Source organism: Citrobacter sp. C1, assembly GCF_014596895.2.
GTDB classification, from domain to species: domain Bacteria; phylum Pseudomonadota; class Gammaproteobacteria; order Enterobacterales; family Enterobacteriaceae; genus Citrobacter; species Citrobacter gillenii.
Window position 1 is genome coordinate 4,220,431 of record NZ_CP115035.1, and the last position, 25,018, is coordinate 4,245,448.

Annotated in this window: 22 protein-coding genes and 1 riboswitch; of the genes, 11 read left to right on the forward strand and 11 right to left on the reverse strand. The window is 53.4% G+C overall.

Annotated elements, in window-relative coordinates:
* Positions 1-4 precede the first annotated feature (4 nt).
* The 7 genes from ftsL to leuO form a co-directional block, all read right to left on the reverse strand.
* Positions 5-370, reverse strand: coding sequence for a cell division protein FtsL (gene ftsL, locus IB214_RS20270; RefSeq protein ID WP_115259462.1), 366 nt, complete (start codon positions 368-370; stop codon positions 5-7).
* Positions 367-1,308 (reverse strand): 16S rRNA (cytosine(1402)-N(4))-methyltransferase RsmH, encoded by a 942-nt coding sequence (gene rsmH, locus IB214_RS20275; RefSeq protein WP_096758310.1) that lies wholly within the window; start codon positions 1,306-1,308, stop codon positions 367-369. Before rsmH ends, ftsL begins: the two co-directional genes overlap by 4 nt.
* A 1-nt stretch (position 1,309) precedes the next feature.
* On the reverse strand, positions 1,310-1,768 hold the full coding sequence (gene mraZ, locus IB214_RS20280; protein WP_005124560.1) for a division/cell wall cluster transcriptional repressor MraZ: 459 nt from the start codon (positions 1,766-1,768) through the stop codon (positions 1,310-1,312).
* A 614-nt stretch (positions 1,769-2,382) separates the two neighbouring features.
* Entirely contained in the window at positions 2,383-3,387 is a 1,005-nt protein-coding gene (gene cra, locus IB214_RS20285; RefSeq protein WP_096758311.1) for a catabolite repressor/activator, read from the reverse strand.
* 179 nt (positions 3,388-3,566) lie between these two features.
* The gene (gene ilvN, locus IB214_RS20290; RefSeq protein WP_096758312.1) at positions 3,567-4,058 is read right to left on the reverse strand and encodes an acetolactate synthase small subunit; all 492 of its coding nucleotides are present in this window, start codon (positions 4,056-4,058) and stop codon (positions 3,567-3,569) included.
* Positions 4,059-4,060: 2 nt separating this feature from the next.
* On the reverse strand, positions 4,061-5,785 hold the full coding sequence (gene ilvI / locus IB214_RS20295; RefSeq protein WP_096758313.1) for an acetolactate synthase 3 large subunit: 1,725 nt from the start codon (positions 5,783-5,785) through the stop codon (positions 4,061-4,063).
* Positions 5,786-6,104: 319 nt separating this feature from the next.
* Entirely contained in the window at positions 6,105-7,052 is a 948-nt protein-coding gene (gene leuO, locus IB214_RS20300) for a transcriptional regulator LeuO (protein WP_115259465.1), read from the reverse strand.
* A gap of 654 nt (positions 7,053-7,706) precedes the next feature.
* On the opposite strand from leuO, the gene leuL reads away from it, so the two are divergent.
* The 5 genes from leuL (at position 7,707) to leuD (ending at position 12,565) form a co-directional block, all read left to right on the forward strand.
* Positions 7,707-7,787: a leu operon leader peptide gene (gene leuL, locus IB214_RS20305; protein WP_115259466.1), complete on the forward strand. Its 81-nt coding sequence runs from the start codon at positions 7,707-7,709 to the stop codon at positions 7,785-7,787.
* A gap of 96 nt (positions 7,788-7,883) precedes the next feature.
* The gene (leuA, locus tag IB214_RS20310) at positions 7,884-9,455 is read left to right on the forward strand and encodes a 2-isopropylmalate synthase (protein WP_117342317.1); all 1,572 of its coding nucleotides are present in this window, start codon (positions 7,884-7,886) and stop codon (positions 9,453-9,455) included.
* Positions 9,455-10,546 (forward strand): 3-isopropylmalate dehydrogenase, encoded by a 1,092-nt coding sequence (gene leuB / locus IB214_RS20315; RefSeq protein ID WP_117342318.1) that lies wholly within the window; start codon positions 9,455-9,457, stop codon positions 10,544-10,546. The genes leuA and leuB overlap by 1 nt, the downstream gene beginning before the upstream one ends.
* Before the next feature lie 2 nt (positions 10,547-10,548).
* On the forward strand, positions 10,549-11,949 hold the full coding sequence (gene leuC / locus IB214_RS20320) for a 3-isopropylmalate dehydratase large subunit (protein WP_117342319.1): 1,401 nt from the start codon (positions 10,549-10,551) through the stop codon (positions 11,947-11,949).
* A 10-nt stretch (positions 11,950-11,959) separates the two neighbouring features.
* On the forward strand, positions 11,960-12,565 hold the full coding sequence (gene leuD / locus IB214_RS20325) for a 3-isopropylmalate dehydratase small subunit (protein ID WP_096758318.1): 606 nt from the start codon (positions 11,960-11,962) through the stop codon (positions 12,563-12,565).
* Positions 12,566-12,672: 107 nt separating this feature from the next.
* On the opposite strand, the gene IB214_RS20330 is transcribed toward leuD, so the two are convergent.
* Together IB214_RS20330 and sgrT are read right to left on the reverse strand one after the other, a co-directional pair.
* Positions 12,673-13,851: a sugar efflux transporter gene (locus IB214_RS20330; RefSeq protein ID WP_117342320.1), complete on the reverse strand. Its 1,179-nt coding sequence runs from the start codon at positions 13,849-13,851 to the stop codon at positions 12,673-12,675.
* Positions 13,852-13,966: 115 nt separating this feature from the next.
* The gene (gene sgrT, locus IB214_RS20335) at positions 13,967-14,089 is read right to left on the reverse strand and encodes a glucose uptake inhibitor SgrT (RefSeq protein WP_096758320.1); all 123 of its coding nucleotides are present in this window, start codon (positions 14,087-14,089) and stop codon (positions 13,967-13,969) included.
* A 99-nt stretch (positions 14,090-14,188) separates the two neighbouring features.
* On the opposite strand from sgrT, the gene sgrR reads away from it, so the two are divergent.
* The 4 genes from sgrR (at position 14,189) to thiQ (ending at position 19,629) form a co-directional block, all read left to right on the forward strand.
* On the forward strand, positions 14,189-15,844 hold the full coding sequence (gene sgrR, locus IB214_RS20340; protein ID WP_117342321.1) for an HTH-type transcriptional regulator SgrR: 1,656 nt from the start codon (positions 14,189-14,191) through the stop codon (positions 15,842-15,844).
* A 180-nt stretch (positions 15,845-16,024) separates the two neighbouring features.
* A riboswitch (TPP riboswitch) is annotated at positions 16,025-16,220 on the forward strand.
* A gap of 157 nt (positions 16,221-16,377) precedes the next feature.
* Positions 16,378-17,361, forward strand: a complete 984-nt coding sequence (gene thiB, locus IB214_RS20345; protein ID WP_115259471.1) for a thiamine ABC transporter substrate binding subunit — start codon at positions 16,378-16,380, stop codon at positions 17,359-17,361.
* A complete protein-coding gene (gene thiP / locus IB214_RS20350) occupies positions 17,337-18,947 on the forward strand; it encodes a thiamine/thiamine pyrophosphate ABC transporter permease ThiP (protein ID WP_117342323.1) in 1,611 nt (536 codons plus the stop codon). Before thiB ends, thiP begins: the two co-directional genes overlap by 25 nt.
* Positions 18,931-19,629, forward strand: a complete 699-nt coding sequence (thiQ, locus tag IB214_RS20355) for a thiamine ABC transporter ATP-binding protein ThiQ (protein ID WP_117342324.1) — start codon at positions 18,931-18,933, stop codon at positions 19,627-19,629. The genes thiP and thiQ overlap by 17 nt, the downstream gene beginning before the upstream one ends.
* A gap of 59 nt (positions 19,630-19,688) precedes the next feature.
* On the opposite strand, the gene IB214_RS20360 is transcribed toward thiQ, so the two are convergent.
* The gene (locus IB214_RS20360; protein ID WP_096758325.1) at positions 19,689-20,456 is read right to left on the reverse strand and encodes a DedA family protein; all 768 of its coding nucleotides are present in this window, start codon (positions 20,454-20,456) and stop codon (positions 19,689-19,691) included.
* A 119-nt stretch (positions 20,457-20,575) separates the two neighbouring features.
* Entirely contained in the window at positions 20,576-21,421 is an 846-nt protein-coding gene (araC, locus tag IB214_RS20365; RefSeq protein ID WP_117342325.1) for an arabinose operon transcriptional regulator AraC, read from the reverse strand.
* A gap of 339 nt (positions 21,422-21,760) precedes the next feature.
* Between araC and araB the strand changes: the two genes are divergently transcribed.
* Entirely contained in the window at positions 21,761-23,470 is a 1,710-nt protein-coding gene (gene araB / locus IB214_RS20370; protein ID WP_115259475.1) for a ribulokinase, read from the forward strand.
* Between the two features lie 10 nt (positions 23,471-23,480).
* Positions 23,481-24,983, forward strand: coding sequence for an L-arabinose isomerase (gene araA / locus IB214_RS20375; protein ID WP_117342326.1), 1,503 nt, complete (start codon positions 23,481-23,483; stop codon positions 24,981-24,983).
* Positions 24,984-25,018: the final 35 nt, after the last annotated feature.

Here is a 25,018-nt window from a genome sequence, read left to right on the forward strand (position 1 = left end):
ATCCTTATTTTTGTACAACGATATTTTCTTGTGAGGGATCGACATGCTGCAACTGCAGCTTTTCCGTTGCGATCCGTTCAACACGGCTATGGTCACCGAGAGCGTTCTCTTCGAGGATCAGGTTACGCCATTCGATATCCAGTGCATCGCGTTCCAGAACTAACTGTTCACGCTGCGCGGTCAGTAACCGCGTATGGTGCGCGGTCGTCACGACGGTGACCGCCGTCAAAATAATGCAAATGAACAGGCAGAGTGGCAGCTTCCCGAACCGCAAAAGATCGTCACCGATCACGCCAGGCAAAGCATGGCGCTCGTTACTTCCTATCGATCCTTTAACTTTGCTGAGGGCTTCTGTCACTCTGCTGATCATGCGTTCGTCCTCTCTGCAATGCGCAGAACTGAACTACGGGCACGAGGATTTTCTGCGACCTCTTCTTCACCCGGCATCAACTTGCCTAATGCTCTCAACTCACGGCCGCCCAGCTTTTGGATCTGCGCTTCGGTCATCGGGATCCCCGCCGGAACCTGAGGACCGCGACTTTGTTCGCGCATAAAGCGCTTCACAATACGGTCTTCAAGCGAGTGGAAACTGATGACAGAAAGGCGACCACCTGGAGCCAGCACGCTGAGCGAGCTTTTTAGCGCCTGCTCTATCTCCTCCAGTTCACTGTTCACCCAAATGCGCACCGCCTGGAAGGTACGGGTCGCGGGATGTTTGAATTTGTCTTTTACCGGCATGGCCGCCGCAATGACTTCCGCCAGTTGTTTGGTGCGGGTCATCGGTTCAACGCGGTTACGCTCGACAATGGCGCGAGCAATGCGTTTGCCAAAGCGTTCTTCGCCAAAGGTTTTAATCACCCAGGCAATATCCGCTTCATCTGCCGTTTGCAGCCACTCGGCGGCTGACTGGCCGCGCGTTGGGTCCATACGCATGTCCAACGGACCGTCACGCATAAACGAAAAGCCGCGCTCCGCATCGTCTAATTGCGGAGAAGAGACGCCAAGATCGAGAAGGATGCCATCGATCTTACCGGTTAGCCCGCGCTCACTCACGTACTCAGCCAGCGCGGAGAAAGGTCCATGAATGATGGAGAAGCGGGGATCGTTAATGGTCTGAGCCACCGCAATAGCCTGCGGATCGCGATCGATAGCCAGCAAACGCCCCTCTTCGCCAAGCTGCGAGAGGATCAGTCGTGAGTGACCGCCGCGACCAAATGTCCCGTCAATGTAGATGCCGTCCGGACGAATATTCAGACCGTTTACGGCCTCATCCAGCAACACCGTTGTATGTTTAAAATTTTCCATCATCTTATAGAGACAAATCCTGCAATCGTTCCGACAGCGCGCCGGTAACAGATTGCTCAGCGTCGATATCTTCCTTGACCTGTTGATACCAGGTCGTTTCATCCCACAGCTCAAATTTGTTGAACTGCCCAACCAGCATCACTTCTTTTGTTAACCCTGCATGTTGCCGCAAAATGGGTGCTATCAGTAATCGACCGGCGCTATCCATCTGACATTCACTGGCATGCCCCAACAGCAGGCGCTGTACGCGGCGCTCGACCGGATTCATGCTGGACAGACGAGATAGCTTCTGCTCGATAATTTCCCATTCAGGCAGGGGGTAAAGCAGCAGGCACGGGTGATGGATGTCAATGGTGCAAACCATTTGACCGGTAGCACTCTCGAGCAGTTGATCCCGATACCGGGTAGGCACTGATAAGCGCCCTTTACTGTCGAGATTAACTAACGTCGCTCCCCGGAACATGCCCGTCTCACCCCCGATTACCACTTTGTCCCACAAAATCCCACTTATAAGGAGTTTACGGAGCGGAGGAAAACCTTGTCAAGCAAGTCACGGCGCTTAGCGGAGCAAAAAACCCAATGTTTACGGCTAATATCAGCGTTGAACAAATTCCGTACAGCGAACGAAGCAAATTAACGTCATGAATATTTGTAAGAAAAAAATCCAACAACTCATCATTGTTTAAAACAACTCAATATCATCTCGAGAAAATATAAAGTGTCAGTTTGCGACGCGAGCGGCATTTTAGGACAATATGCAGCGAGATAACAGTACCAGTTAATCGGTCTGTACGCCTTGTACGACCAAGGCAGGTGAGAAAAATCTGCAATACAGAAGCAAAGTGTTTGTTAATTCGGCAATTCCCTACAACGATGTAACAAATTAATACAATCGTAACGCGTCGTTACGTATCAATAACGTAAAAATGGTGGTTTGCGTTTTTAATCACGATATATAGAAATTGAATTTCAGACAATTCTAAAGAATATTCTTAAATATAATGAGGTTATTTCTGATAATTGAATAAATGACCGCGCCAGAAGGTTATCGCCTTCCAGCGCGTCCAGCAGAACACCTTAACTCCGACTGAGAATACCGCGGCGATACAGGTTACGCTTGATGCGCGTTAAGCCTGGTTTTGGCTTACGCGGCTCATCCAGACTGGCCAACACGATTTCCAGTACGCGCTCTGCAACGTCGCGATGACGTTGCGCCACCGCCAGTACCGGGCACTGTAGGAAGTCGAGCAATTCATGATCGCCAAAGGTAGCAATCGCTAAATCAGACGGTAGCTGCCCGTCACGACGTAATGTCACATCCATCACGCCCTGTAAAAGCGCAAAGGAAGTGGTAAACAACGCCTGTGGCATCGGGTGCGTTTCCAGCCATTTATCAAACAGCTGCGCGGCGGCTTCCCGCTCATAGCTATTGGCATACAGGAAATTCACTTCACGCGGATCGTCCTTCCACGCGGTACGAAAACCCTGCTCACGCAGGAAACTCACAGATAATTCCGGCAGCGCACCGAGATAAAGGACGGTATCAGCCGGGAACTTACGCAATTCTTCCGCCAGCATTTCTGCATCGTCCTGATCGGCCCCGACAACGCTGGTGAAATGTTCACGATCCAGCGCGCGGTCTAACGCCACAATCGGGAATGCGCTGTTAGCCCAGCGCTGGTAAAACGGATGCTCCGGCGGCAAAGAGGTCGACACAATAATGGCATCAACCTGGCGTTGTAATAGATGTTCAATACAGCGCATTTCGTTATCTGGCTGATCTTCAGAGCAGGCAATCAGCAGCTGATAGCCACGCTGACGCGCCTGGCGCTCCAGATAGTTGGCTATCCGGGTATAACTTGTATTCTCCAGATCCGGGATCACCAGCCCGATAGAACGTGTGCGTCCAGCACGTAGCCCGGCTGCCACAGCATTTGGGTGGTAATTATGCTCGCGCACCACCGCCATGACTTTTTCAACCGTTTTGTCGCTTACGCGATATTGCTTTGCTTTGCCATTAATAACGTAGCTTGCAGTCGTTCGCGAAACGCCGGCCAGCCGAGCGATTTCATCCAGTTTCACAATTGCCCCTTGCGTAAAATGTACCAACCATAACCTTTGAGATGGCATGGGTTAAACTACTAACATCTAAGCGCAGAATAATGACCGCGGCAACCGCTTTTGTCTCTGGTTACCGCTGATTTCTCAAAAAAAAGCCCAACCGGTAGCATTGGGCTCACGAATTAATAACTGGGCCATGATTAGCGCATGATTTTATCACCGCGAGAAAGCCCCACCACGCCGGAGCGCGCAACCTCGACGATTTTCGCCACTTCACGCAATGTAGCCAGGAAAGCATCGAGCTTATCGCTGGTACCTGCCAGTTGTACGGTGTAGATGGACGGCGTGACGTCAATGATTTGCCCGCGGAATATTTCCGTATTGCGCACCACTTCTTCACGACCGTAACCGCTGGCCTGAATTTTCACCAGCATGATCTCTCGTTCAACATGAGCCCCCTGTCCCAACTCGCTTACGCGCAGGACATCCACCAGTTTGTGCAGCTGCTTTTCGATCTGCTCAAGGACCTTTTCATCACCCACCGTCTGGATCGTCATTCGCGATAACGTCGGATCGTCCGTCGGTGCGACGGTCAGGCTTTCAATGTTGTAACCGCGCTGAGCGAAGAGACCAATCACTCGTGACAATGCACCCGACTCGTTTTCCAGTAATACTGATAATATCCGGCGCATAATCAGGTCCTCTCCGTTTTGCTTAACCACATTTCATCCATACCGCCTCCGCGAATCTGCATCGGGTAGACATGTTCACTGCCATCAACGGTGACATCGACAAACACCAGACGATGGTTACGCACGTGCTCCAGCGCCTCACCCAATTTGCTCTCGAGTTCATCCGGATGGTTTATCTGGATACCAATATGACCATATGCCTCGGCAAGACGTACAAAGTCGGGCAGCGACTGCATGTAAGACTGCGAGTGACGCCCGGAGTAAATCATGTCTTGCCACTGTTTAACCATGCCGAGGTAACGGTTGTTAAGATTGAGTACCAGCACCGGCAGCTCATATTGCAACGCCGTCGACAGCTCCTGGATATTCATCTGAATACTGCCATCGCCGGTGACGCACACCACCGTTTCATTCGGTAGCGCCATCTTTACGCCTAATGCTGCAGGTAAACCGAATCCCATGGTGCCGAGGCCACCGGAGTTAATCCAACGACGCGGCTTATCAAACGGGTAGTACAGCGCGGCAAACATCTGGTGCTGACCAACGTCCGAGGTTACATACGCATCCCCTTTCGTCAGACGCCAGAGGGTTTCAATGACAGCCTGCGGCTTAATGCTCTCACTTTGCGTGTCATATTTCAGACACTGGCGCGCACGCCACTGTTCTATCTGCTGCCACCAGTCGCGGTTATCATCAAGCGGTTGCTGCGATTTCTCCTGCGGTAACAGTTCCAGCATCTGATCCAGCACCAGTCGGGCGTCGCCGACAATCGGAATATCCGCAGTGACGGTTTTCGAAATAGAGGTCGGATCGATGTCGATATGCAGTACGGTCGCATTTGGGCAATATTTTGCCAGGTTATTGGTTGTGCGATCGTCAAAGCGAACACCAACGGCAAAGATCACATCGGAATGATGCATGGTCATATTGGCTTCGTAGGTGCCATGCATCCCCAGCATGCCCAGCGCCTGACGATGCGTGGCCGGAAACGCGCCCAATCCCATCAACGAAGAAACAACCGGCAGGTTAAGCGCTTGTGCAATCTGGCCAAGTTGTTCATGACAGGCCGCATTGACCGCACCGCCGCCAACATATACCACCGGTTTTTTAGCCGCGACCAGCGTTTGTAGCGCGCGCTTTATTTGCCCCTTATGTCCGGTTGTCGTCGGATTATACGAGCGCATACTGACCGACTCCGGCCAGCTATACGGCAGTTTCTTTGCCGGATTCAGAATATCCTTTGGCAAATCCACGACCACAGGGCCTGGGCGACCGCTTGCCGCCAGCCAGAAGGCCTTTTTCAGGACCTGAGGAATATCTTCCGTTTGCTTAACGAGGAAGCTGTGCTTCACCACCGGACGAGAGATACCGACCATGTCGCACTCCTGAAAGGCATCGTAGCCAATCAGCGACGTCGCCACCTGCCCGGAGAGGATCACCAGCGGAATGGAATCCATATACGCCGTAGCAATACCGGTAATCGCATTGGTTGCGCCCGGCCCGGAGGTCACCAGAACTACGCCGACGTCACCCGTGGCACGCGCCAGACCATCGGCCATATGTACGGCGGCTTGTTCATGACGGACCAACACATGATCGATTCCCCCGACCGTATGCAGCGCATCATAAATATCGAGGACCGCGCCCCCAGGATAACCAAATACCTGCTTCACACCCTGATCGATGAGCGATCGCACGACCATCTCGGCTCCAGACAACATCTCCATGGCTTGCCTCCACTCTTATAATGAATAACGGTTTAACAACACATTAACCGCTGAGGATGACGCATGGCAATTGACACCTAAGAGGGGGAATTCGCATGAATAAGAATAAAAAGGAGGTAAGCGCAGAATAAATGGAGATTTAAACCAGCATCCGCTAATGAAATGAGAAATAATCGCTTAAAAATGGAGACTTACAGCGATTAGTCTATTTTTTTACACTTTTGGACAGATGCAGAAAGACAAGTTCAGCACAAAATCTTAGATAAAAAGCCAAAAGCAGAATAAACCAGACGTCTTGCCCGATTTATTCTGCCGAATACTACTGCTTACAGACGGAGACTAACAACTCTTCCATCCATTGGTGGCCTTTATCCCTGCCCGCAGCTTCATGCCAGGAAAGATAGCATGTACGGCTATTCAATTTTAACGGTAAAGGCAATATCTGCAGATCTAACTGCTCAGAGAATTCTTCCGCTAACCAACGTGGTGCAATAGACACCAGATGCGTTTGCGAAACAATATTCAACACGCTGATTAACGCCATACCTTGATAAGCAACACAAGATTGTTTATCCGCAGTGTCATACCAGGGTTGGCTAAATGATGCAAAGCGATCGAGAGATACCACCGCATGCTGTTCATTATAAACATCGTTTTCCAATAATGGGCCACTAATACGGGGGTGTTTTCTGCTCGCGACTAACACCATCTCATCATTGAACAAGGGAATACTGGTGAATTCAGGGCGACGGAACTCTTCATAACTAATAACGAACTCCGTTTCCTGATAGCGTAATTGATGTTCGGTATTTTGATTGAGTGAAGATTTAAATACGACATTAATGTTTGGCGCAACTTGCTCAACCCGATTATAAATCAAGGAAGTCAGAATATTATCCAATGGGCTGCATACGCAGAGGTTGAATACGCGCTCGCTACTGGCAGGCTCAAACCCCGAACCCGGCAGTTCATTCTGTACCAGTTGCAATGCCTGACGGACGGAGCCAAAAAGTTGGAAGGCCCGCGCTGTCGGCTGGATCCCACGGCCATAACGAACAAAAAGTTCATCATTGAACATAATTTTCAAACGCGCCACAGCATTACTGACTGCAGGTTGCGACATCCCCAGAGTATGCGCAGCGCGGGTAATATTTTGTTCCTGCATTACCGCGTCAAAGACGGTTAATAAATTAAGATCAACCATGCGAAGCTGCGGCTTTCCCATTGTTATAGGATTTGGTTTATCTATTATTTTCACTTCTGGCATATTTAACTCCACTGTCACTCTAAACTCCCTTTTCCCAGACGGAGTGAAGAAATAACCTCCGTTAATATGATTTACCATGCATATAAAATAAGAAAAAGGAAAAACATTAAAATTAGGAAAACATAAAGGTACGAACCTAAATGAACAGAAACCCAATGCGAGCGCAGTGTGGCAGATGTCACTGCACGATGATTCATATGTTTAAATTTCACGAACAATATAACCATAAGCACGACGAATACACAATCATACGCACGGTGAATATATATTTAAGATTTGATTAAATGTTTATATTATTAATACATTAAAAGTTAACATTAATTTATCAATCATTGAGAAGCGTGCCCCCTGTATTCATTCATGGACACTATAAAAACTGATAAATCATAAAGATAAAAAGTGTATCTACACCCCATCTCATCAGCATGCTGTCACAATAGTTGCAAACAAATATGCTCAAATATGTCAAAGCATGAAAAGTATGTACGAACGCACACTAATTTATTTTATGCTTCTCTAAAAATTCAGCACAATTCGCTTAGATTGCAGAGGTGTTTTTCTTCTGAATACGGACGTTTACCGGGAGCGGGGTTGACATCAGCTTTCATATCCAGTACCACTAAAAGCATATCGCATTCGCCTGGAGCCTGATTGATGACTTACATTGTTCGTTTTAACGGTCTACTACTACTAAACGCATCTTCGTTGCGCGGTAGACTGGTGAACGACATTTAGCATTACGTCAGCTCCAGTTAAGACAAAAACCCGCGCCGCTGCGCGGGTTTTTTTATGCTCGAAGCAAGGCGCCAAAAAAGACAAAGGACCTAAACCATGAGCCAGCAAGTCATTATTTTCGATACCACCTTACGCGATGGTGAACAGGCGTTACAGGCAAGCCTGAGTGTGAAAGAAAAACTGCAGATTGCTCTGGCTCTCGAGCGTATGGGCGTTGACGTGATGGAAGTCGGTTTCCCTGTGTCTTCGCCAGGTGATTTTGAGTCGGTACAGACCATTGCCCGACAGGTTAAAAACAGCCGCGTCTGCGCCTTAGCCCGCTGTGTGGAAAAAGATATCGATGTCGCCGCTGAATCCCTGAAGGTGGCTGAGGCTTTCCGCATTCATACGTTTATCGCCACCTCGCCGATGCATATCGCCACCAAATTACGTAGTACGCTGGATGAAGTTATCGAGCGGGCTGTCTATATGGTTAAGCGTGCGCGTAATTACACGGATGACGTGGAATTCTCATGCGAAGACGCCGGCCGTACCCCTATTGCCGATCTGGCTCGCGTGGTAGAAGCGGCGATTAATGCCGGTGCCAAAACCATTAATATCCCCGATACCGTCGGGTACACCATGCCCTTCGAATTTGGCGCAATCATTTCCGGCCTGTATGAACGAGTGCCGAATATCGACAAAGCGATCATTTCCGTGCACACCCACGACGATTTAGGTCTGGGCGTCGGTAACGCGCTGGCCGCTGTTCATGCCGGTGCGCGTCAGGTCGAAGGGGCGATGAACGGGATCGGTGAACGCGCCGGTAACTGCTCGCTGGAAGAAGTGATCATGGCGATCAAAGTCCGCAAAGATATTCTGAACGTACAGACCCGCATTAATCATCAGGAAATCTGGCGTACCAGCCAGTTAGTCAGCCAAATCTGCAATATGCCGATTCCGGCCAACAAAGCGATTGTCGGTAGCGGCGCCTTTGCCCACTCTTCCGGTATTCATCAGGACGGCGTACTGAAAAACCGTGAAAACTACGAAATCATGACCCCGGAGTCCATCGGTCTGAACCAGGTGCAACTGAACCTGACGTCCCGTTCCGGACGTGCTGCGGTCAAACACCGTATGGATGAGATGGGCTATAAAGAGAGTGAATACAGTCTGGACAACCTGTACGACGCCTTCCTGAAGCTGGCGGATAAAAAAGGTCAGGTATTTGATTACGACCTGGAAGCGCTGGCCTTTATTAACAAACAGCAAGAAGAACCCGAACATTTCCGCCTGGATTACTTCAGCGTGCAGTCTGGCTCCAATGATATTGCCACCGCCTCCGTCAAACTGGCCTGTGGCGAGAATGTGAAAGCCGAAGCCGCCAACGGTAACGGCCCGGTCGATGCTATTTATCAGGCCATCAACCGTATTACCGACTACGACATCGAACTGGTGAAATACAGCCTGACCGCAAAAGGCCACGGTAAAGATGCGCTGGGTCAGGTGGATATCGTCGCCAACTTTAACGGCCGTCGCTTCCACGGCGTAGGCCTGGCAACGGATATTGTCGAGTCCTCCGCGAAAGCCATGGTGCATGTACTGAATAACATCTGGCGCGCCGAAGAAGTCGAAAAAGAATTGCAACGCAAAGCTCAAAACAACGAGAACAACAAGGAAACCGTGTGATGTCGAAGAATTATCATATTGCTGTTTTGCCGGGTGACGGTATTGGCCCGGAAGTGATGGCGCAGGCTCTGAAAGTACTGGACGCGATTCGCACCCGTTTCGCTATGCGCATTACCACCAGCCACTATGACGTGGGCGGCGTTGCCATCGACAACCACGGTCAGCCGCTGCCACCTGCAACAGTTGACGGCTGTGAGCAGGCCGATGCCATTCTGTTTGGCTCCGTGGGCGGCCCGAAATGGGAAAACCTGCAGCCAAACCAGCAGCCGGAGCGTGGTGCCCTGTTGCCGTTGCGTAAACACTTCAAATTATTCAGCAACCTGCGCCCGGCTAAGCTGTACCAGGGGCTGGAAGATTTTTGCCCGCTGCGCGCCGATATTGCCGCCAACGGTTTCGACATCCTGTGCGTACGCGAACTGACGGGCGGGATCTACTTCGGTCAGCCAAAAGGTCGTGAAGGTAGCGGTCAACATGAAAAAGCCTTTGATACCGAGGTCTATCACCGTTTCGAGATCGAACGTATTGCGCGCATTGCATTTGAATCTGCCCGCAAGCGTCGCTGTAAAGTAACGTCGATTGATAAAGCCAACGTGCTGCAAACCTCGATTCTGTGGCGTGAAGTGGTCAATGAAATAGCCAATGAATACCCGGACGTTATCCTGACGCATATGTATATCGACAACGCCACCATGCAGTTGATTAAAGATCCGTCTCAGTTTGACGTGCTGCTGTGCTCCAACCTGTTTGGTGACATCCTGTCCGATGAATGCGCGATGATCACCGGCTCCATGGGCATGCTGCCGTCTGCCAGCCTGAATGAGCAGGACTTTGGCCTGTACGAGCCCGCCGGCGGCTCAGCACCGGATATCGCCGGTAAAAACATTGCCAACCCGATTGCCCAGATTTTGTCACTGGCGCTGTTGCTGCGCTACAGCCTGGACGCCAATGATGCAGCAGCAGCCATTGAAAGCGCCGTTAACCGCGCATTAGCAGAAGGTATTCGCACCGGTGATTTAGCCCGTGGCACAGCCGCAGTCAGTACCGATGAGATGGGCGATATCATTGCTCGCTACGTCGCAGAAGGGGTGTAATCATGGCTAAAACGTTGTATGAAAAGTTGTTCGATGCGCACGTCGTGTATGAAGCGCAGGACGAAACGCCGCTGCTGTATATCGACCGCCATCTGGTGCACGAAGTGACCTCACCGCAGGCATTCGACGGCCTGCGGGCGCATAACCGTCCGGTTCGCCAGCCGGGTAAAACCTTCGCCACCATGGATCATAACGTCTCGACGCAAACCAAAGACATTAACGCCTCCGGTGAAATGGCGCGCATCCAGATGCAGGAGCTGATCAAAAACTGCAATGAGTTCGGCGTCGAACTGTACGATCTGAACCACCCTTTTCAGGGCATCGTCCACGTGATGGGACCCGAGCAAGGTGTGACCTTACCGGGTATGACCATCGTCTGCGGTGACTCCCACACCGCCACACACGGTGCGTTCGGCGCGCTGGCGTTTGGTATCGGGACCTCAGAAGTCGAACACGTGCTGGCCACGCAAACCCTGAAGCAAGGGCGCGCCAAAACCATGAAGATCGAAGTTAATGGCACGGCAGCACCAGGAATTACTGCCAAAGATATCGTGCTGGCGATTATCGGTAAAACCGGTAGCGCAGGCGGTACCGGGCACGTGGTTGAGTTTTGCGGCGATGCCATCCGCGCCCTGAGCATGGAAGGTCGTATGACCCTGTGTAACATGGCAATCGAAATGGGGGCCAAAGCGGGTCTGGTCGCACCGGATGAAACCACCTTCAACTATGTACAGGGACGTTTGCATGCCCCTAAAGGTCAGGATTTTACCGATGCCGTCGCCTGGTGGAAAACGCTGAAAACCGACGACGGGGCGACGTTTGATACCACCGTCACCCTGCAGGCAGAAGAGATTGCTCCGCAGGTCACCTGGGGCACTAACCCAGGCCAGGTAATCTCCGTAAACGATAACATTCCCGACCCCGCGTCGTTTAGCGATCCGGTTGAACGCGCATCAGCGGAAAAAGCGCTGGCCTATATGGGGCTGAAGCCGGGCATTCCATTGACGGAAGTGGCTATTGATAAAGTGTTTATCGGCTCCTGCACCAACTCGCGTATTGAAGATTTACGTGCCGCAGCTGAAATCGCCAAAGGCCGCAAGGTCGCGCCGGGCGTGCAGGCACTGGTGGTACCGGGTTCAGGTCCGGTTAAAGCCCAGGCTGAAGCAGAAGGTCTGGATAAGATTTTCATTGAAGCCGGTTTTGAATGGCGCTTACCGGGTTGCTCAATGTGCCTGGCGATGAACAACGATCGTCTGAATCCGGGCGAACGCTGTGCTTCCACCAGCAACCGTAACTTTGAAGGTCGTCAGGGCCGCGGAGGGCGTACGCACTTAGTCAGCCCGGCCATGGCCGCCGCGGCCGCCGTTACCGGTCATTTTGCCGACATTCGCCGCATCAAATAAGGAAACTACCATGGCAGAGAAATTTACCCAGCATACCGGCCTGGTTGTCCCCCTGGATGCCGCCAACGTCGATACGGATGCAATCATTCCCAAACAGTTTTTGCAGAAGGTGACGCGTACCGGTTTTGGTGCGCACCTGTTTAACGACTGGCGCTTTCTCGATGAGAATGGTCAGCAGCCTAATCCGGAATTCGTACTGAACTTCCCGGAATATCAAGGCGCGTCGATTCTGCTCGCGCGCGAAAACTTTGGCTGCGGATCCTCGCGCGAACATGCGCCGTGGGCGCTGACCGATTACGGTTTCAAAGTGGTGATCGCCCCAAGCTTCGCCGACATTTTCTACGGCAACAGCTTTAATAACCAACTGCTGCCGGTGAAATTAAGCGACGACGAAGTGGATGAACTGTTCACGTTGGTACAGGCCAATCCGGGGATCCGTTTTGAGGTGGATCTGCAGGCACAGGTGGTGAAGGCTGGCGATAAAGCGTATCCGTTTGAAATCGACACCTTCCGCCGCCACTGCATGCTGAACGGTCTCGACAGTATTGGGCTGACGTTGCAGCACGAAGACGCGATCTCGACTTACGAGAACAAACAGCCCGCGTTTATGCGCTAGTGCTTGTTGTTGCCGGATAAGCATGCCGGATGACGACGCAAAAGCGTCTTATCCGGCCTACGGAAAGATTTGTAGGCCGGATAAGCGCAGCGTATCCGGCACACCCACTACACATCCTTCACTCGTCCGGTCATCACCAGCGTAACCACCGAAATTCCCGCAATCACCCAGTAGACGGCATAATGCCCATAACTTTGCGCCACCGCCCCCTGAATGACCCCCGCCAGAATCACCCCCGTGGAGATACTGTTGGTAAATAAGGTGGTAGCTGAACCCGCCCTGCCCGGCATCAGATCCTGAAACCACAGCATGCCTATTCCGGCAACAATCCCGATGAATACCGCATTAAACAGCTGCAGGACCAGTAGCGCCGTATGGCTATGGAAGAAGATAAGCCCAAGGTAAAACAGCACGCCTGCCGCCACGGCGGTTATCATCATCCGCCGCTTACCAAAACGCTTCACGTAGTAACCCGCCAGAATCATTGCCGGAATTTCCAACCCGGCGGCGGTGCCCATCAGGATCCCTGCCAGTTTGTCCGGTAGTCCCAGTTCAAGGCTAATCCACAGCGGCATATCGATAATGTACATGGTGTTGCAGGTCCACATCAGCGTGGAGGCAATAAACAACATGCGCACATTTTTGTCCTGCCAGCTGCCGGTCTGCTCAAGCGGGACATCGACAGGCTGCTCGACCCGCGCCACCGACGGCAGTATCAGCGCGATCAGCACCAGGCTAACGGCAAATATCCCGGCAGCAATCGAAAACATCATCGTGAAGCCGTAATTTAACGCCAGCATAAACGCCAGCGGCGGCCCAATCACCCACGCCAGCGAAAGCTGCGCACGCATCACCGAGCTGAACATCACCACTTCTCGCGCCGAGTTATCGGCATACTCCCGCGCCAGCGCAAACAGCTGCGGCATGGCGGTATTTGCCAGCGAAGCCAGCAGCACCCCGCAGGTGATCAGCGTTAAATAGTGGCGGTTAAAGGCGAACAGCAACGCATTGCCAATCGCCATCAGACAGCAGAACATGATCAGCTTACGCCGATCGCCCCGACTGTCGGATCGTTTCGCCAGACCAAGGCTGACCGCGATCCCGGCGATCGCATTGACGGTGTAAAACAGCCCAACCCAAAATGGCTGTGCCCCCACCTCGCGACTCAGAAACAGGCTCAGCGTGGGTGCCTGTAACGCGCCCGCTACGCCCATCATAAAGGCAACCAGCATAAACGCCGCATACACGCCGTTAAGGCGCCGTCCCATGGTCATAATCCAGAGCATATCTTTCCTTTTAAGCGCAGCGGAAACGAAAAAAGCCAGCAGATAATACCTGCTGGCGCGGCGATTAACACCAATACTCAGTCACACATGATGTCTGCAATTCCCAATTCAGAGGTCAGTCTTGCAACTCCCACTGCATCAGTTCATCAAGCATCTTTAAGCGCTGCGGCGCACTCAGGCAAGCCAACCAGGACAAACGCGCTGTCGAGGTAAAGTACTTTAAATAGAACTGACGCATAGATGACCCCTTCGTTGTCTCATCGCTTCATCGGAATTCATTATTGGCTTAATATGGGGATAATAAAATTGCTGAGTTTTCCGTGGGAGTTCCCCTTTTATGTCTTCTGGTCGTTTGCAACAACAGTTTATCCGCCTGTGGCAATGCTGCGACGGCAAAACGCAAGACACCACGCTGAACGAGTTGGCAGAGTTACTCAGTTGCTCGCGCCGCCATATGCGCACCCTGCTCAACACCATGCAGGAACGCGGCTGGCTAACGTGGGAAGCCGAGGTCGGTCGCGGCAAACGTTCACGCCTGACCTTTCTCTACACCGGGCTGGCGCTCCAGCAGCAGCGGGCGGAAGACCTGCTGGAACAGGATCGCATTGATCAACTGGTGCAACTGGTCGGCGATAAAACAGCCGTGCGACAAATGCTGGTTTCCCATCTGGGCCGCAGCTTTCGCCAGGGGCGGCACATCATGCGCGTCCTTTACTATCGCCCGATGCGCAATCTGCTCCCCGGTACGGCGCTACGCCGTTCCGAAACCCATATCGCCAGGCAAATCTTCAGCGCCTTAACCCGCGTAAATGAGGAAAATGGGGAACTGGAAGCCGACATTGCCCACCACTGGCAACAAATTTCGCCGCTGCACTGGCGGTTCTTCCTGCGTCCTGGGATCCATTTTCATCATGGTCGCGAGCTGGAAATGGAGGATGTGATCGCCTCACTGAGGCGGATCAACAGCCTGCCGCTGTACTCGCACATTACGCAAATTGCCTCCCCCACGGCCTGGACGCTGGATATCCATCTGGCGCAACCTGATCGCTGGCTGCCGTGGCTACTGGGACAGGTCCCCGCCATGATCCTGCCGCGCGAATGGGAAACGCTGAATAACTTTTCCAGCCACCCGATTGGCACCGGTCCCTATGCGGTCGTCCGCAATACGAGTAACCAGCTAAAAATTCACGCTTTTGATGATTACTTTGGTTACCGGGCGCTGATTGACGAAGTGAACGTGTGGGTGTTACCGGACATCGCCGAAGAGCCTGGCGGCGGACTCACGCTCAAAGGCCCGACGGAAGATGAAAAGGCTATCGAAAGCCGGCTGGAGGAAGGGTGTTATTACATACTGTTTGATTCCCGCGCCCATCGCGGAGCCAATCAGGAGGTGCGCGAATGGGTAAGCCGCATACTCTCGCCGACGAATTTAATTTTTCAGGCTGACGAGCAGTATCAGCGACACTGGTTTCCCGCGTACGGATTACTACCTCGCTGGCATCACGCCAGGCCAGGACTCGGTGAAAAACCGGCGGGACTGGAAACGCTGACGCTCACCTACTATCGCGATCATATCGAGCATCGGGTGATTGCGCAGATCATGAAAACGTTACTGGCGGAGCATCAGGTACAGCTGAATATTCAGGAGATCGACTACGATCAATGGCACGCAGGTGAGACCGTCAGCGATATCTGGCTCAACAGCGCCAACTTTACCTTACCGCTGGACTTCTCGCTGTTCGCCCATTTGTGCGAAGTCCCGCTGCTGCAAAACTGTCTTTCTCTGGACTGGGAAAGCGACGCCGCCCGCTGGCGCACTGGCGAGATGAGCCTCGCAGCATGGTGTCAGCAACTGCTTGCCAGTAAAGCCATTGTACCGCTGATCCATCACTGGCTGATCATTCAGGGGCAGCGCAGTATGCGTGGGTTACGCATGAATACGCTTGGCTGGTTTGATTTTAAATCAGCATGGTTTGCACCACCGGATCCTTAACGCCTTGTTCAGTAGGCGTAATCGGTGAAGACAGTTTGAACACGGACAGCGCGGAAAAACCGGAGCGTACACGTAGTACGTGAGGATTTTGAGCACTGCCCAGGTTCAAACTGGCAAACAAGATAGCCTAATGGACAAGGCTCTTGATTGCCGCATAGCAACAAAATCATTACACTAACGCCGTTCTCAACGGGGTGCCAATAAAAAACATACACAAAATCATTCATGATGCATCAAGGCGGCAAGCAAACGCAGCCAACGCAGCCAACGCAGCCAACGCAGAGGCAGCGTGAAGGATGAAGTGTATGAGGCTGAGAGATACCCGTCGAACCTGATCCGGATAATGCCGGCGAAGGGATTTGAGGCTGTAGCTCAAGTCCTTTGCCACCTAACTCGTCATACTTCAAGCTGCAGATGCGTTGGCTTTCCTCGCTCACCCCAGTCACGTACTACCTGTACGCTCCCGGGGATGCGCTACGTCGCCGCCTTCCTGCAACTCGAATTATTAAGAGTTTTACTTTATGAGGTGCAAAGTGTTTAAAAAATGTCTTCCGCTTTTACTGCTGTGCGCAGCGCCTGCCTTCGCCAAACCCGTTCTGACCGTCTATACCTACGACTCGTTCGCCGCCGACTGGGGCCCCGGTCCAACCATCAAAAAAGCCTTTGAAGCCGACTGCAACTGCGAACTAAAGCTGGTGGCGCTGGAAGATGGCGTCTCGCTGCTTAACCGCCTGCGTATGGAAGGAAAAAACAGTAAAGCCGACGTCGTGCTCGGACTGGATAACAACCTGCTCGACGCGGCAATGCAGACCAAACTGTTTGCCAAAAGCGGCGTGGCGAGCGATGCCATCAACGTCCCTGGCGGCTGGAAAAACGACACCTTTGTACCGTTTGATTACGGTTATTTCGCCTTTGTGTATGACAAAAACAAGCTGAAAAACCCACCGAAGAGCCTGAAAGAACTGGTCGAAAGCGACCAGAAATGGCGCGTAATTTATCAGGACCCACGCACCAGCACGCCGGGTCTGGGACTGCTGCTGTGGATGCAGAAAGTGTACGGCGATAAAGCGCCGGAAGCCTGGCAGAAACTGGCGGCTAAAACCGTCACCGTCACCAAGGGCTGGAGTGAAGCCTACGGTTTGTTCCTGAAAGGTGAAAGCGATCTGGTGCTGAGCTATACCACCTCTCCGGCGTATCACATCATCGAAGAGAAGAAAGATAACTACGCCGCCGCCAATTTTAGCGAGGGACACTATTTGCAGGTGGAGGTCGCCGCACGTACCGCCGCCAGCAAACAGCCCGAACTGGCGGAAAAATTCCTGACATTTATGGTTTCTCCGGCGTTCCAGAACGCGATCCCCACTGGCAACTGGATGTATCCGGTAACCCAGGTCACGCTTCCTCCTGGCATTGCACAACTGGAAAAACCGTCCACCGCGCTGGAATTCACCCCACAACAGGTAGCAACTCAACGTCAGACATGGATTAACGCATGGCAACGCGCCGTCAGCCGTTAATTCCCGGCTGGCTGCTCCCAGGGCTTTCGGCCGCTACGTTGATAGTGGCCGTCGCCCTGGCGGCGTTTCTGGCGCTGTGGCTGAACGCCCCTCAGGGAGACTGGTTCACGCTGTGGCAGGACAGCTACCTGTGGCACGTGGTGCGTTTTTCCTTCTGGCAGGCATTTTTATCCGCTGCGCTGTCGGTGATCCCGGCAATCTTCCTCGCCCGGGCGCTTTATCGTCGCCGTTTCCCTGGGCGTATAGCGCTGCTGCGCCTGTGCGCAATGACGCTGATCCTGCCGGTGCTGGTCGCCGTCTTTGGCATCCTTAGCGTCTACGGTCGTCAGGGCTGGCTGGCCTCACTTTGGCAGGCTCTCGGCCTGGAGTGGACGTTTTCACCGTACGGTCTGCAGGGCATTCTGCTGGCACACGTCTTTTTCAACCTGCCGATGGCCAGCCGTTTACTGCTGCAGTCGCTGGAGAATATTCCCGGCGAACAGCGGCAGCTCGCCGCGCAGCTAGGTATGCGCGGCTGGCATTTCTTCCGCTTCGTTGAATGGCCGTGGCTGCGCCGCCAGATCCCTCCGGTAGCGGCGCTCATCTTTATGCTGTGCTTCGCCAGTTTTGCTACCGTGCTGTCGCTCGGCGGCGGGCCACAGGCGACCACCATCGAGCTGGCTATCTATCAGGCGCTGAGCTTCGACTACGATCCCGTGCGCGCCGCCATGCTGGCACTGATCCAGATGATTTGCTGCTTAGGACTGGTGCTGCTCAGCCAGCGCATGAGTCGAGCGATAGCCCCCGGCACCACGCTGGTACAAGGCTGGCGCGATCCCGACGACCGCCTGCACAGCCGAGTGACCGACACCCTGCTGATTATTCTGGCGCTGCTGCTGTTACTCCCGCCGCTGCTGGCGGTGATTGTCGATGGTGTTAACCGTCATATTCTGGACGTTCTCGCGCAGCCTGTATTGTGGCAAGCCCTGTGGACTTCGCTGCGTATTGCGCTGGCGGCAGGCCTGCTGTGCGTCATTCTCACCATGATGCTGTTGTGGAGCAGCCGCGAGCTGCGGGCACGGCAGCAAGTTTTAGCCGGTCAGGCGCTGGAACTGAGCGGCATGCTGATCCTCGCAATGCCGGGCATCGTGCTGGCAACCGGGTTCTTCCTGCTGCTCAATAACAGTATTGGACTGCCGGACTCTGCCGACGGCATTGTGATTTTTACCAATGCACTAATGGCTATCCCTTATGCGCTGAAAGTGCTGGAAAACCCGATGCGTGACGTGACGGCGCGCTACAGCATGTTGTGCCAGTCTTTAGGCATTGAAGGATGGTCGCGGTTGAAAGTGATTGAGCTGCGTGCGTTGAAACGCCCGCTGGCGCAAGCCATGGCCTTCGCCTGCGTCCTGTCGATTGGCGATTTTGGCGTGGTAGCCCTGTTTGGCAACGAGGACTTCCGCACGCTACCGTTTTACCTCTATCAGCAGATTGGCTCCTATCGCAGTCAGGATGGTGCAGTCACCGCATTATTGCTGCTGATCCTGTGCTTTACGCTGTTTACTGTTATTGAGAAATTACCGGGTCGACATGTTAAAACTGATTGATATCACATGGCTGTATCACCATTTACCCATGCGCTTTACGCTGTCGGTCGCGCGCGGTGAACAGATCGCCGTGCTGGGACCCAGCGGCGCCGGGAAAAGTACGCTATTAAACCTGATTGCCGGTTTTCTGGCACCAGCCAGCGGCACAATGATGATTGGTGGTGAGGATCACACCCGCACGCCGCCTTCTCGCCGCCCTGTCTCCATGCTGTTTCAGGAAAACAATCTGTTCAGCCACCTGAGTGTGCAACAGAATATCGCCCTCGGCCTTAACCCTGGGTTGAAACTGAACGCGCAGCAGCAGGAGAAAATGCGCCACATTGCTCAACAAATGGGACTCGACATGTTGCTGGAAAGGCTTCCTGGCGAGCTTTCTGGCGGGCAACGCCAGCGTGTAGCCCTGGCGCGCTGCCTGGTGCGGGAGCAGCCCGTGTTGCTGCTTGATGAACCGTTCTCCGCACTCGACCCCGCCCTGCGTCAGGAAATGCTCACACTGGTGGCCGACGTGTGTCGTGAGAAGCAGCTGACGATGCTGATGGTATCCCACAGCGTAGAAGACGCCGCGCGCATTGCGCCACGTTCAATCGTAGTCGCCGACGGGCGCATTGCGTGGCAAGGTAAAACAGATGAGCTGTTGAGCGGTCACGCCAGCGCCTCGGCGCTGTTGGGTATTAAAGCATAGTGGCGCAATTTGCGGCCCGTAGGCCGGATTAGCGCCAGCGCCATCCGGCAAAATCAGCCCTAATAGCCCACCACTTTGCGCAGGATATCGATATACACCGGCATCAGCGGATGGCGGATCAGTGCGACCAGCGCCACCACGCCGATCCCGAGAACAAGCGGCGCCAGATACAGCAGTCGACCTCGCGGCAAATAAACGGTTAAGCGATCAACAGCCGCTTTGCCGCTACGCCATAGCCGCCAGCACAGCCATCCCCCGACCCACAGCAATAGTGCGGTCGCCAGCAATAGCCATTTGAAATCGCCGCTCTGTACATCTGAGGGAATATCAATTGCCGCGCCCGCCAGGATACCCGGCAGAAAATAAAACGGCGGCCACAGTACACAGCCAATGATATTAGGCACAATAAATTTGGCGACAGGCAGATCAAGCATCCCCGCCACCATTGGCACCAGCGGACGCGTCGGACCAACAAAACGACCTACCAGAATAGTAAACATGCTGTGCTGATGAAGCGCATGTTCAGTTTTATCCAGTAACGCCTTGTTCTTTTTCATAAAAGACCAGCGATGCAGCGGCTTTTTAAAACGCCAGCCCAGCCAGAAGGAGATCCAGTCACCCATCAGGCAGCCGACAATGCCCGCAAGCCAGGCATGCCAGAAGTTCAGTTCACCGCTACCAATCAGCGCACCCAGTCCGGCCATCAGCACGGTACCGGGTAAAATTAAGCCCACCAGCGCCAGCGACTCCAGAAAAGCCACCAGCAGTACGGCTATCAAAGAGTATACGGCGGACTGGAGAATAAAATGTTCCAGCAATGCTTGCATAATGTGTCCGTCAGATTTACGAAGCAAGGATTCTGATAACCCTTCTCAACTTCGTCAAGCCATCATTCGTATGAATAGTTTGCGAGATATGACAACTTTTCGGACACATCATTCACTTTTTATTCACAGCCAGCGCGAAACTCGCTCGGGCTGGCGCCGGTACATTTTTTGAAAACGCGGGAGAAATAGAGCTGATCGTCAAACCCGACGTTGCGCCCGACGGTGGCGATCGGCATGCGCGTGGTGCTCAACAGGAGCTTCGCCTGGCTGATTCGCTGATCCTCACGCCAGCTGAGTACGCTGATGCCGAGCTGCTGGCGGAACAGGTGCGACAAACGAGACGGCGACAGGCAGACATGCTGCGCGACGCTGGCAATATCAAAATTGCTGTCCGCCAGGTGATCGCTGATGTACTGACAGGCATCACGCACGCGGTTATCCATGGGGGGATGCAGAGATTCATTAATTGCTTCCATACGTCTGAGCAGCAGTTGTTCCAGCAAATTGATCGCCAACAGCTCAGAGTAACGACCCTCCCGCTGCCCGGCGCTGATTATCTGGCCGAACAGTTCGTTGAAGTGTGGCTGATGCGCTTCATCCGGGCGGAAAAAACCAGTCTGTGCAAAAATCGCCGGCCAGGTAAGCCACTCCTGCCAGTAGGCGCGAGGTCGAAAGTAGACCCACTGGTGGTACCATTCACTGGCATCGGGATGGCGGCCGTAATGGTGAACTTCACCCGGCGGAAACAGCAAAATATCGCCCGGTCGGCAAACAAACTGCTTACCTTGATTGTTGATGACCCCTTCCCCGCGAATGGTCAGGTTCAGGATATAGCCCTTCATTCCCAGCGGTCTGTCAATAAAAAAATCCAGGTACCCGTTCGCCTCAATAGGGGTTAATCCCGCCACTAAATGCGCGTTAAACGAGTAGCCCGGCAACAGGGGATCGTTTTGCGGTTCAGCCATAATTTCAATACTCCCGGTGTTCTGATAAGAAACAAATCGTCCATATTATGCAAGATATCGTCACCGTCGCCCCTCTAGACCGTTATGGTTTCAGTGATGGACCATCAACCCCGCATGCGAAAAGCATTTTGTAAAAAACATGTCCTGCGCCAACGATAAAAACGGCTAACAAAAGTGTCTATAACTACGGCAGAAATGTCCACATTGAATATTTGCACGGCGTCACACTTTGTGATGCCACAGCATTTTAGTCCATAAGATTAGCGGATCCTGCCTGACGGTTTTTACCCCTATTATCTACTGTTTATCCATACCCGTATTTTTGGATGGAGTAAGACGATGGCGATTGCAATTGGCCTCGATTTTGGAAGTGATTCAGTACGCGCTTTGGCGGTGGAATGTGCCACCGGCGAGGAGATTGCCACCAGCGTAGAGTGGTACCCACGTTGGCAGGAAGGGCAATATTGCGATGGCCCAAACAACCAGTTTCGCCATCACCCGCGTGACTACATTGAATCCATGGAAGCCGCACTGAAAACGGTCCTCGGCGAACTGAGCGCAGAACAGCGTGCGGCAGTGGTCGGGATTGGCGTTGACAGCACCGGTTCAACCCCTGCGCCTATTGATGCCAACGGCAACGTCCTCGCACTCAGAGAAGAGTTCGCCGAGAACCCGAACGCGATGTTCGTCCTGTGGAAAGACCACACGTCAGTCGAAGAAGCCGAAGAAATCACCCGCCTGTGTCATACGCCGGGCAAGGTCGATTATTCCCGCTATATCGGCGGCATTTATTCCAGTGAATGGTTCTGGGCGAAAATCCTGCACGTTACCCGCCAGGACAACGCAGTCGCGCAGGCTGCCGTGTCCTGGATTGAGCTGTGCGACTGGATCCCCGCCCTGCTCTCTGACACCACGCGCCCACAGGATATTCGTCGCGGACGCTGCAGCGCCGGTCACAAATCCCTGTGGCATGAAAGCTGGGGTGGCCTGCCGCCAGCCAGTTTCTTTGATGAACTCGACCCCCTCATCAACCAACATCTGCAATACCCGATGTTTACCGATACTTTCACCGCAGACCTGCCAGTGGGCACGCTCTGTGCGGAATGGGCGCAGCGCCTGGGTCTGCCGGAAAGCGTGGTCATTTCCGGCGGTGCATTCGACTGCCATATGGGCGCAGTCGGCGCGGGCGCACAGCCAAACACGTTGGTGAAAGTCATTGGCACCTCGACCTGCGACATTCTGATTGCCGACAAAGCCAGCGTCGGCGAGCGCGCAGTGAAAGGCATATGCGGCCAGGTTGATGGCAGCGTGGTGCCGCACTTTATTGGCCTGGAAGCCGGTCAATCCGCCTTCGGCGATATCTATGCCTGGTTTAGCCGCGTGCTGAGCTGGCCGCTGGAGCAGCTTGCTGCGCAGCACCCGGAACTCAAAACACAGATTAAAGCCAGCCAAAAACAGCTGCTGCCTGCGCTAACCGAAGCATGGGCAAAAAATCCGTCGCTGGATCATCTGCCGGTAGTACTCGACTGGTTCAACGGGCGTCGTACACCCAATGCCAACCAACGTCTGAAAGGGGTCATTACCGACCTTAACCTCGCGACCGACGCACCAGCGCTGTTTGGTGGATTGATTGCCGCAACGGCGTTTGGTGCACGCGCCATTATGGAATGCTTTACCGAACAAGGCATCGCAGTGAATAACGTGATGGCGCTCGGCGGCATCGCACGTAAAAACCCGGTCATCATGCAGGCCTGTTGTGACGTCCTTAATCGTCCGCTGCAGATTGTCGCCTCAGACCAGTGCTGCGCGCTTGGTGCGGCAATTTTTGCCGCCGTTGCCGCAAACGTGCATGCCGATATCCCCGCCGCCCAGCAAAAAATGGCGAGTGCCGTGGAAAACACACTGCACCCTCGTCCTGAGCAGGCTCAACGTTTTGAACAACTGTATCGCCGCTACCAGCAGTGGGCGGTAAGCGCCGAACAACAATACCTTCCGACTGCCGCACCGGCGCACAAAGCCCCGGTAGATCTGGCAACCCTGACACATTAAGGACACGACAATGACGATTTTTGATAACTATGAAGTGTGGTTTGTGATTGGTAGCCAGCACCTGTATGGCCCAGAAACCCTGCGTCAGGTAACCCAGCACGCCGAGCACGTTGTTAACGCACTGAATACTGAAGCTAAACTGCCCTGCAAACTGGTGTTAAAACCGCTGGGAACATCGCCTGACGAAATCACGTCTATTTGCCGCGATGCCAACTATGACGATCGTTGTGCGGGCCTGGTGGTCTGGCTGCATACCTTCTCACCGGCCAAAATGTGGATCAACGGCCTGACCATTCTCAACAAACCGCTGATGCAGTTCCATACCCAGTTCAACGCCGCCCTACCGTGGGACAGCATTGATATGGACTTTATGAACCTGAACCAAACTGCACACGGCGGCCGTGAGTTTGGCTTCATCGGCGCGCGTATGCGCCAGCAGCATGCCGTGGTCACCGGTCACTGGCAGGATAAGCAAGCGCACGAGCGTATCGGTTCCTGGATGCGCCAGGCCGTGTCCAAACAGGATACCCGCCATCTGAAAGTATGCCGTTTTGGCGACAACATGCGTGAAGTTGCAGTCACTGACGGCGATAAAGTGGCTGCACAGATCAAATTTGGTTTCTCAGTGAACACCTGGGCCGTGGGCGATCTGGTACAGGTAGTGAACGGGATTAGCGATGGTGAGATCAACGCGCTGATCGACGAATATGAAAGCACCTACACCATGACGGCAGCAACGCAAATCCACGGTGACAAGCGTCAGAACGTGCTGGAAGCCGCCCGTATTGAACTGGGCATGAAGCGTTTCCTCGAACAGGGTGGATTCAATGCCTTTACCACCACGTTTGAAGATTTGCACGGCCTGAAACAACTTCCGGGTCTGGCCGTACAGCGTCTGATGCAGCAGGGCTACGGCTTTGCAGGCGAAGGTGACTGGAAAACTGCCGCTCTGCTTCGCATCATGAAGGTGATGTCAACCGGTCTGCAAGGCGGCACTTCATTTATGGAGGATTACACCTACCACTTCGAGAAGGGCAACGATCTGGTGCTCGGCTCGCACATGCTGGAAGTGTGCCCGTCGATTGCCGTAGAAGAAAAACCGATCCTCGACGTGCAGCACCTGGGCATTGGCGGTAAAGACGACCCTGCTCGTCTGATCTTCAACACCAAAACCGGCCCGGCCGTGGTTGCCAGCCTGATCGATCTCGGCGATCGCTATCGTCTGCTGGTCAACTGCATTGATACAGTACAAACCCCGCACGACCTGCCGAAACTGCCGGTGGCGAACGCGCTGTGGAAAGCCCAGCCGGATCTGCCTACCGCGTCTGAAGCCTGGATCCTGGCCGGTGGCGCACACCACACCGTCTTCAGCCATGCGCTGGATCTGAATGACATGCGTCAGTTCGCTGAAATGCACGATATCGAGATCGCGGTGATCGACAACGATACCCGCCTGCCGGCCTTTAAGGACGCGCTGCGCTGGAACGAAGTGTACTACGGGTTCAAACGTTAATTATCGAAACGGATTGCCCGGTGGCATTTCATTTA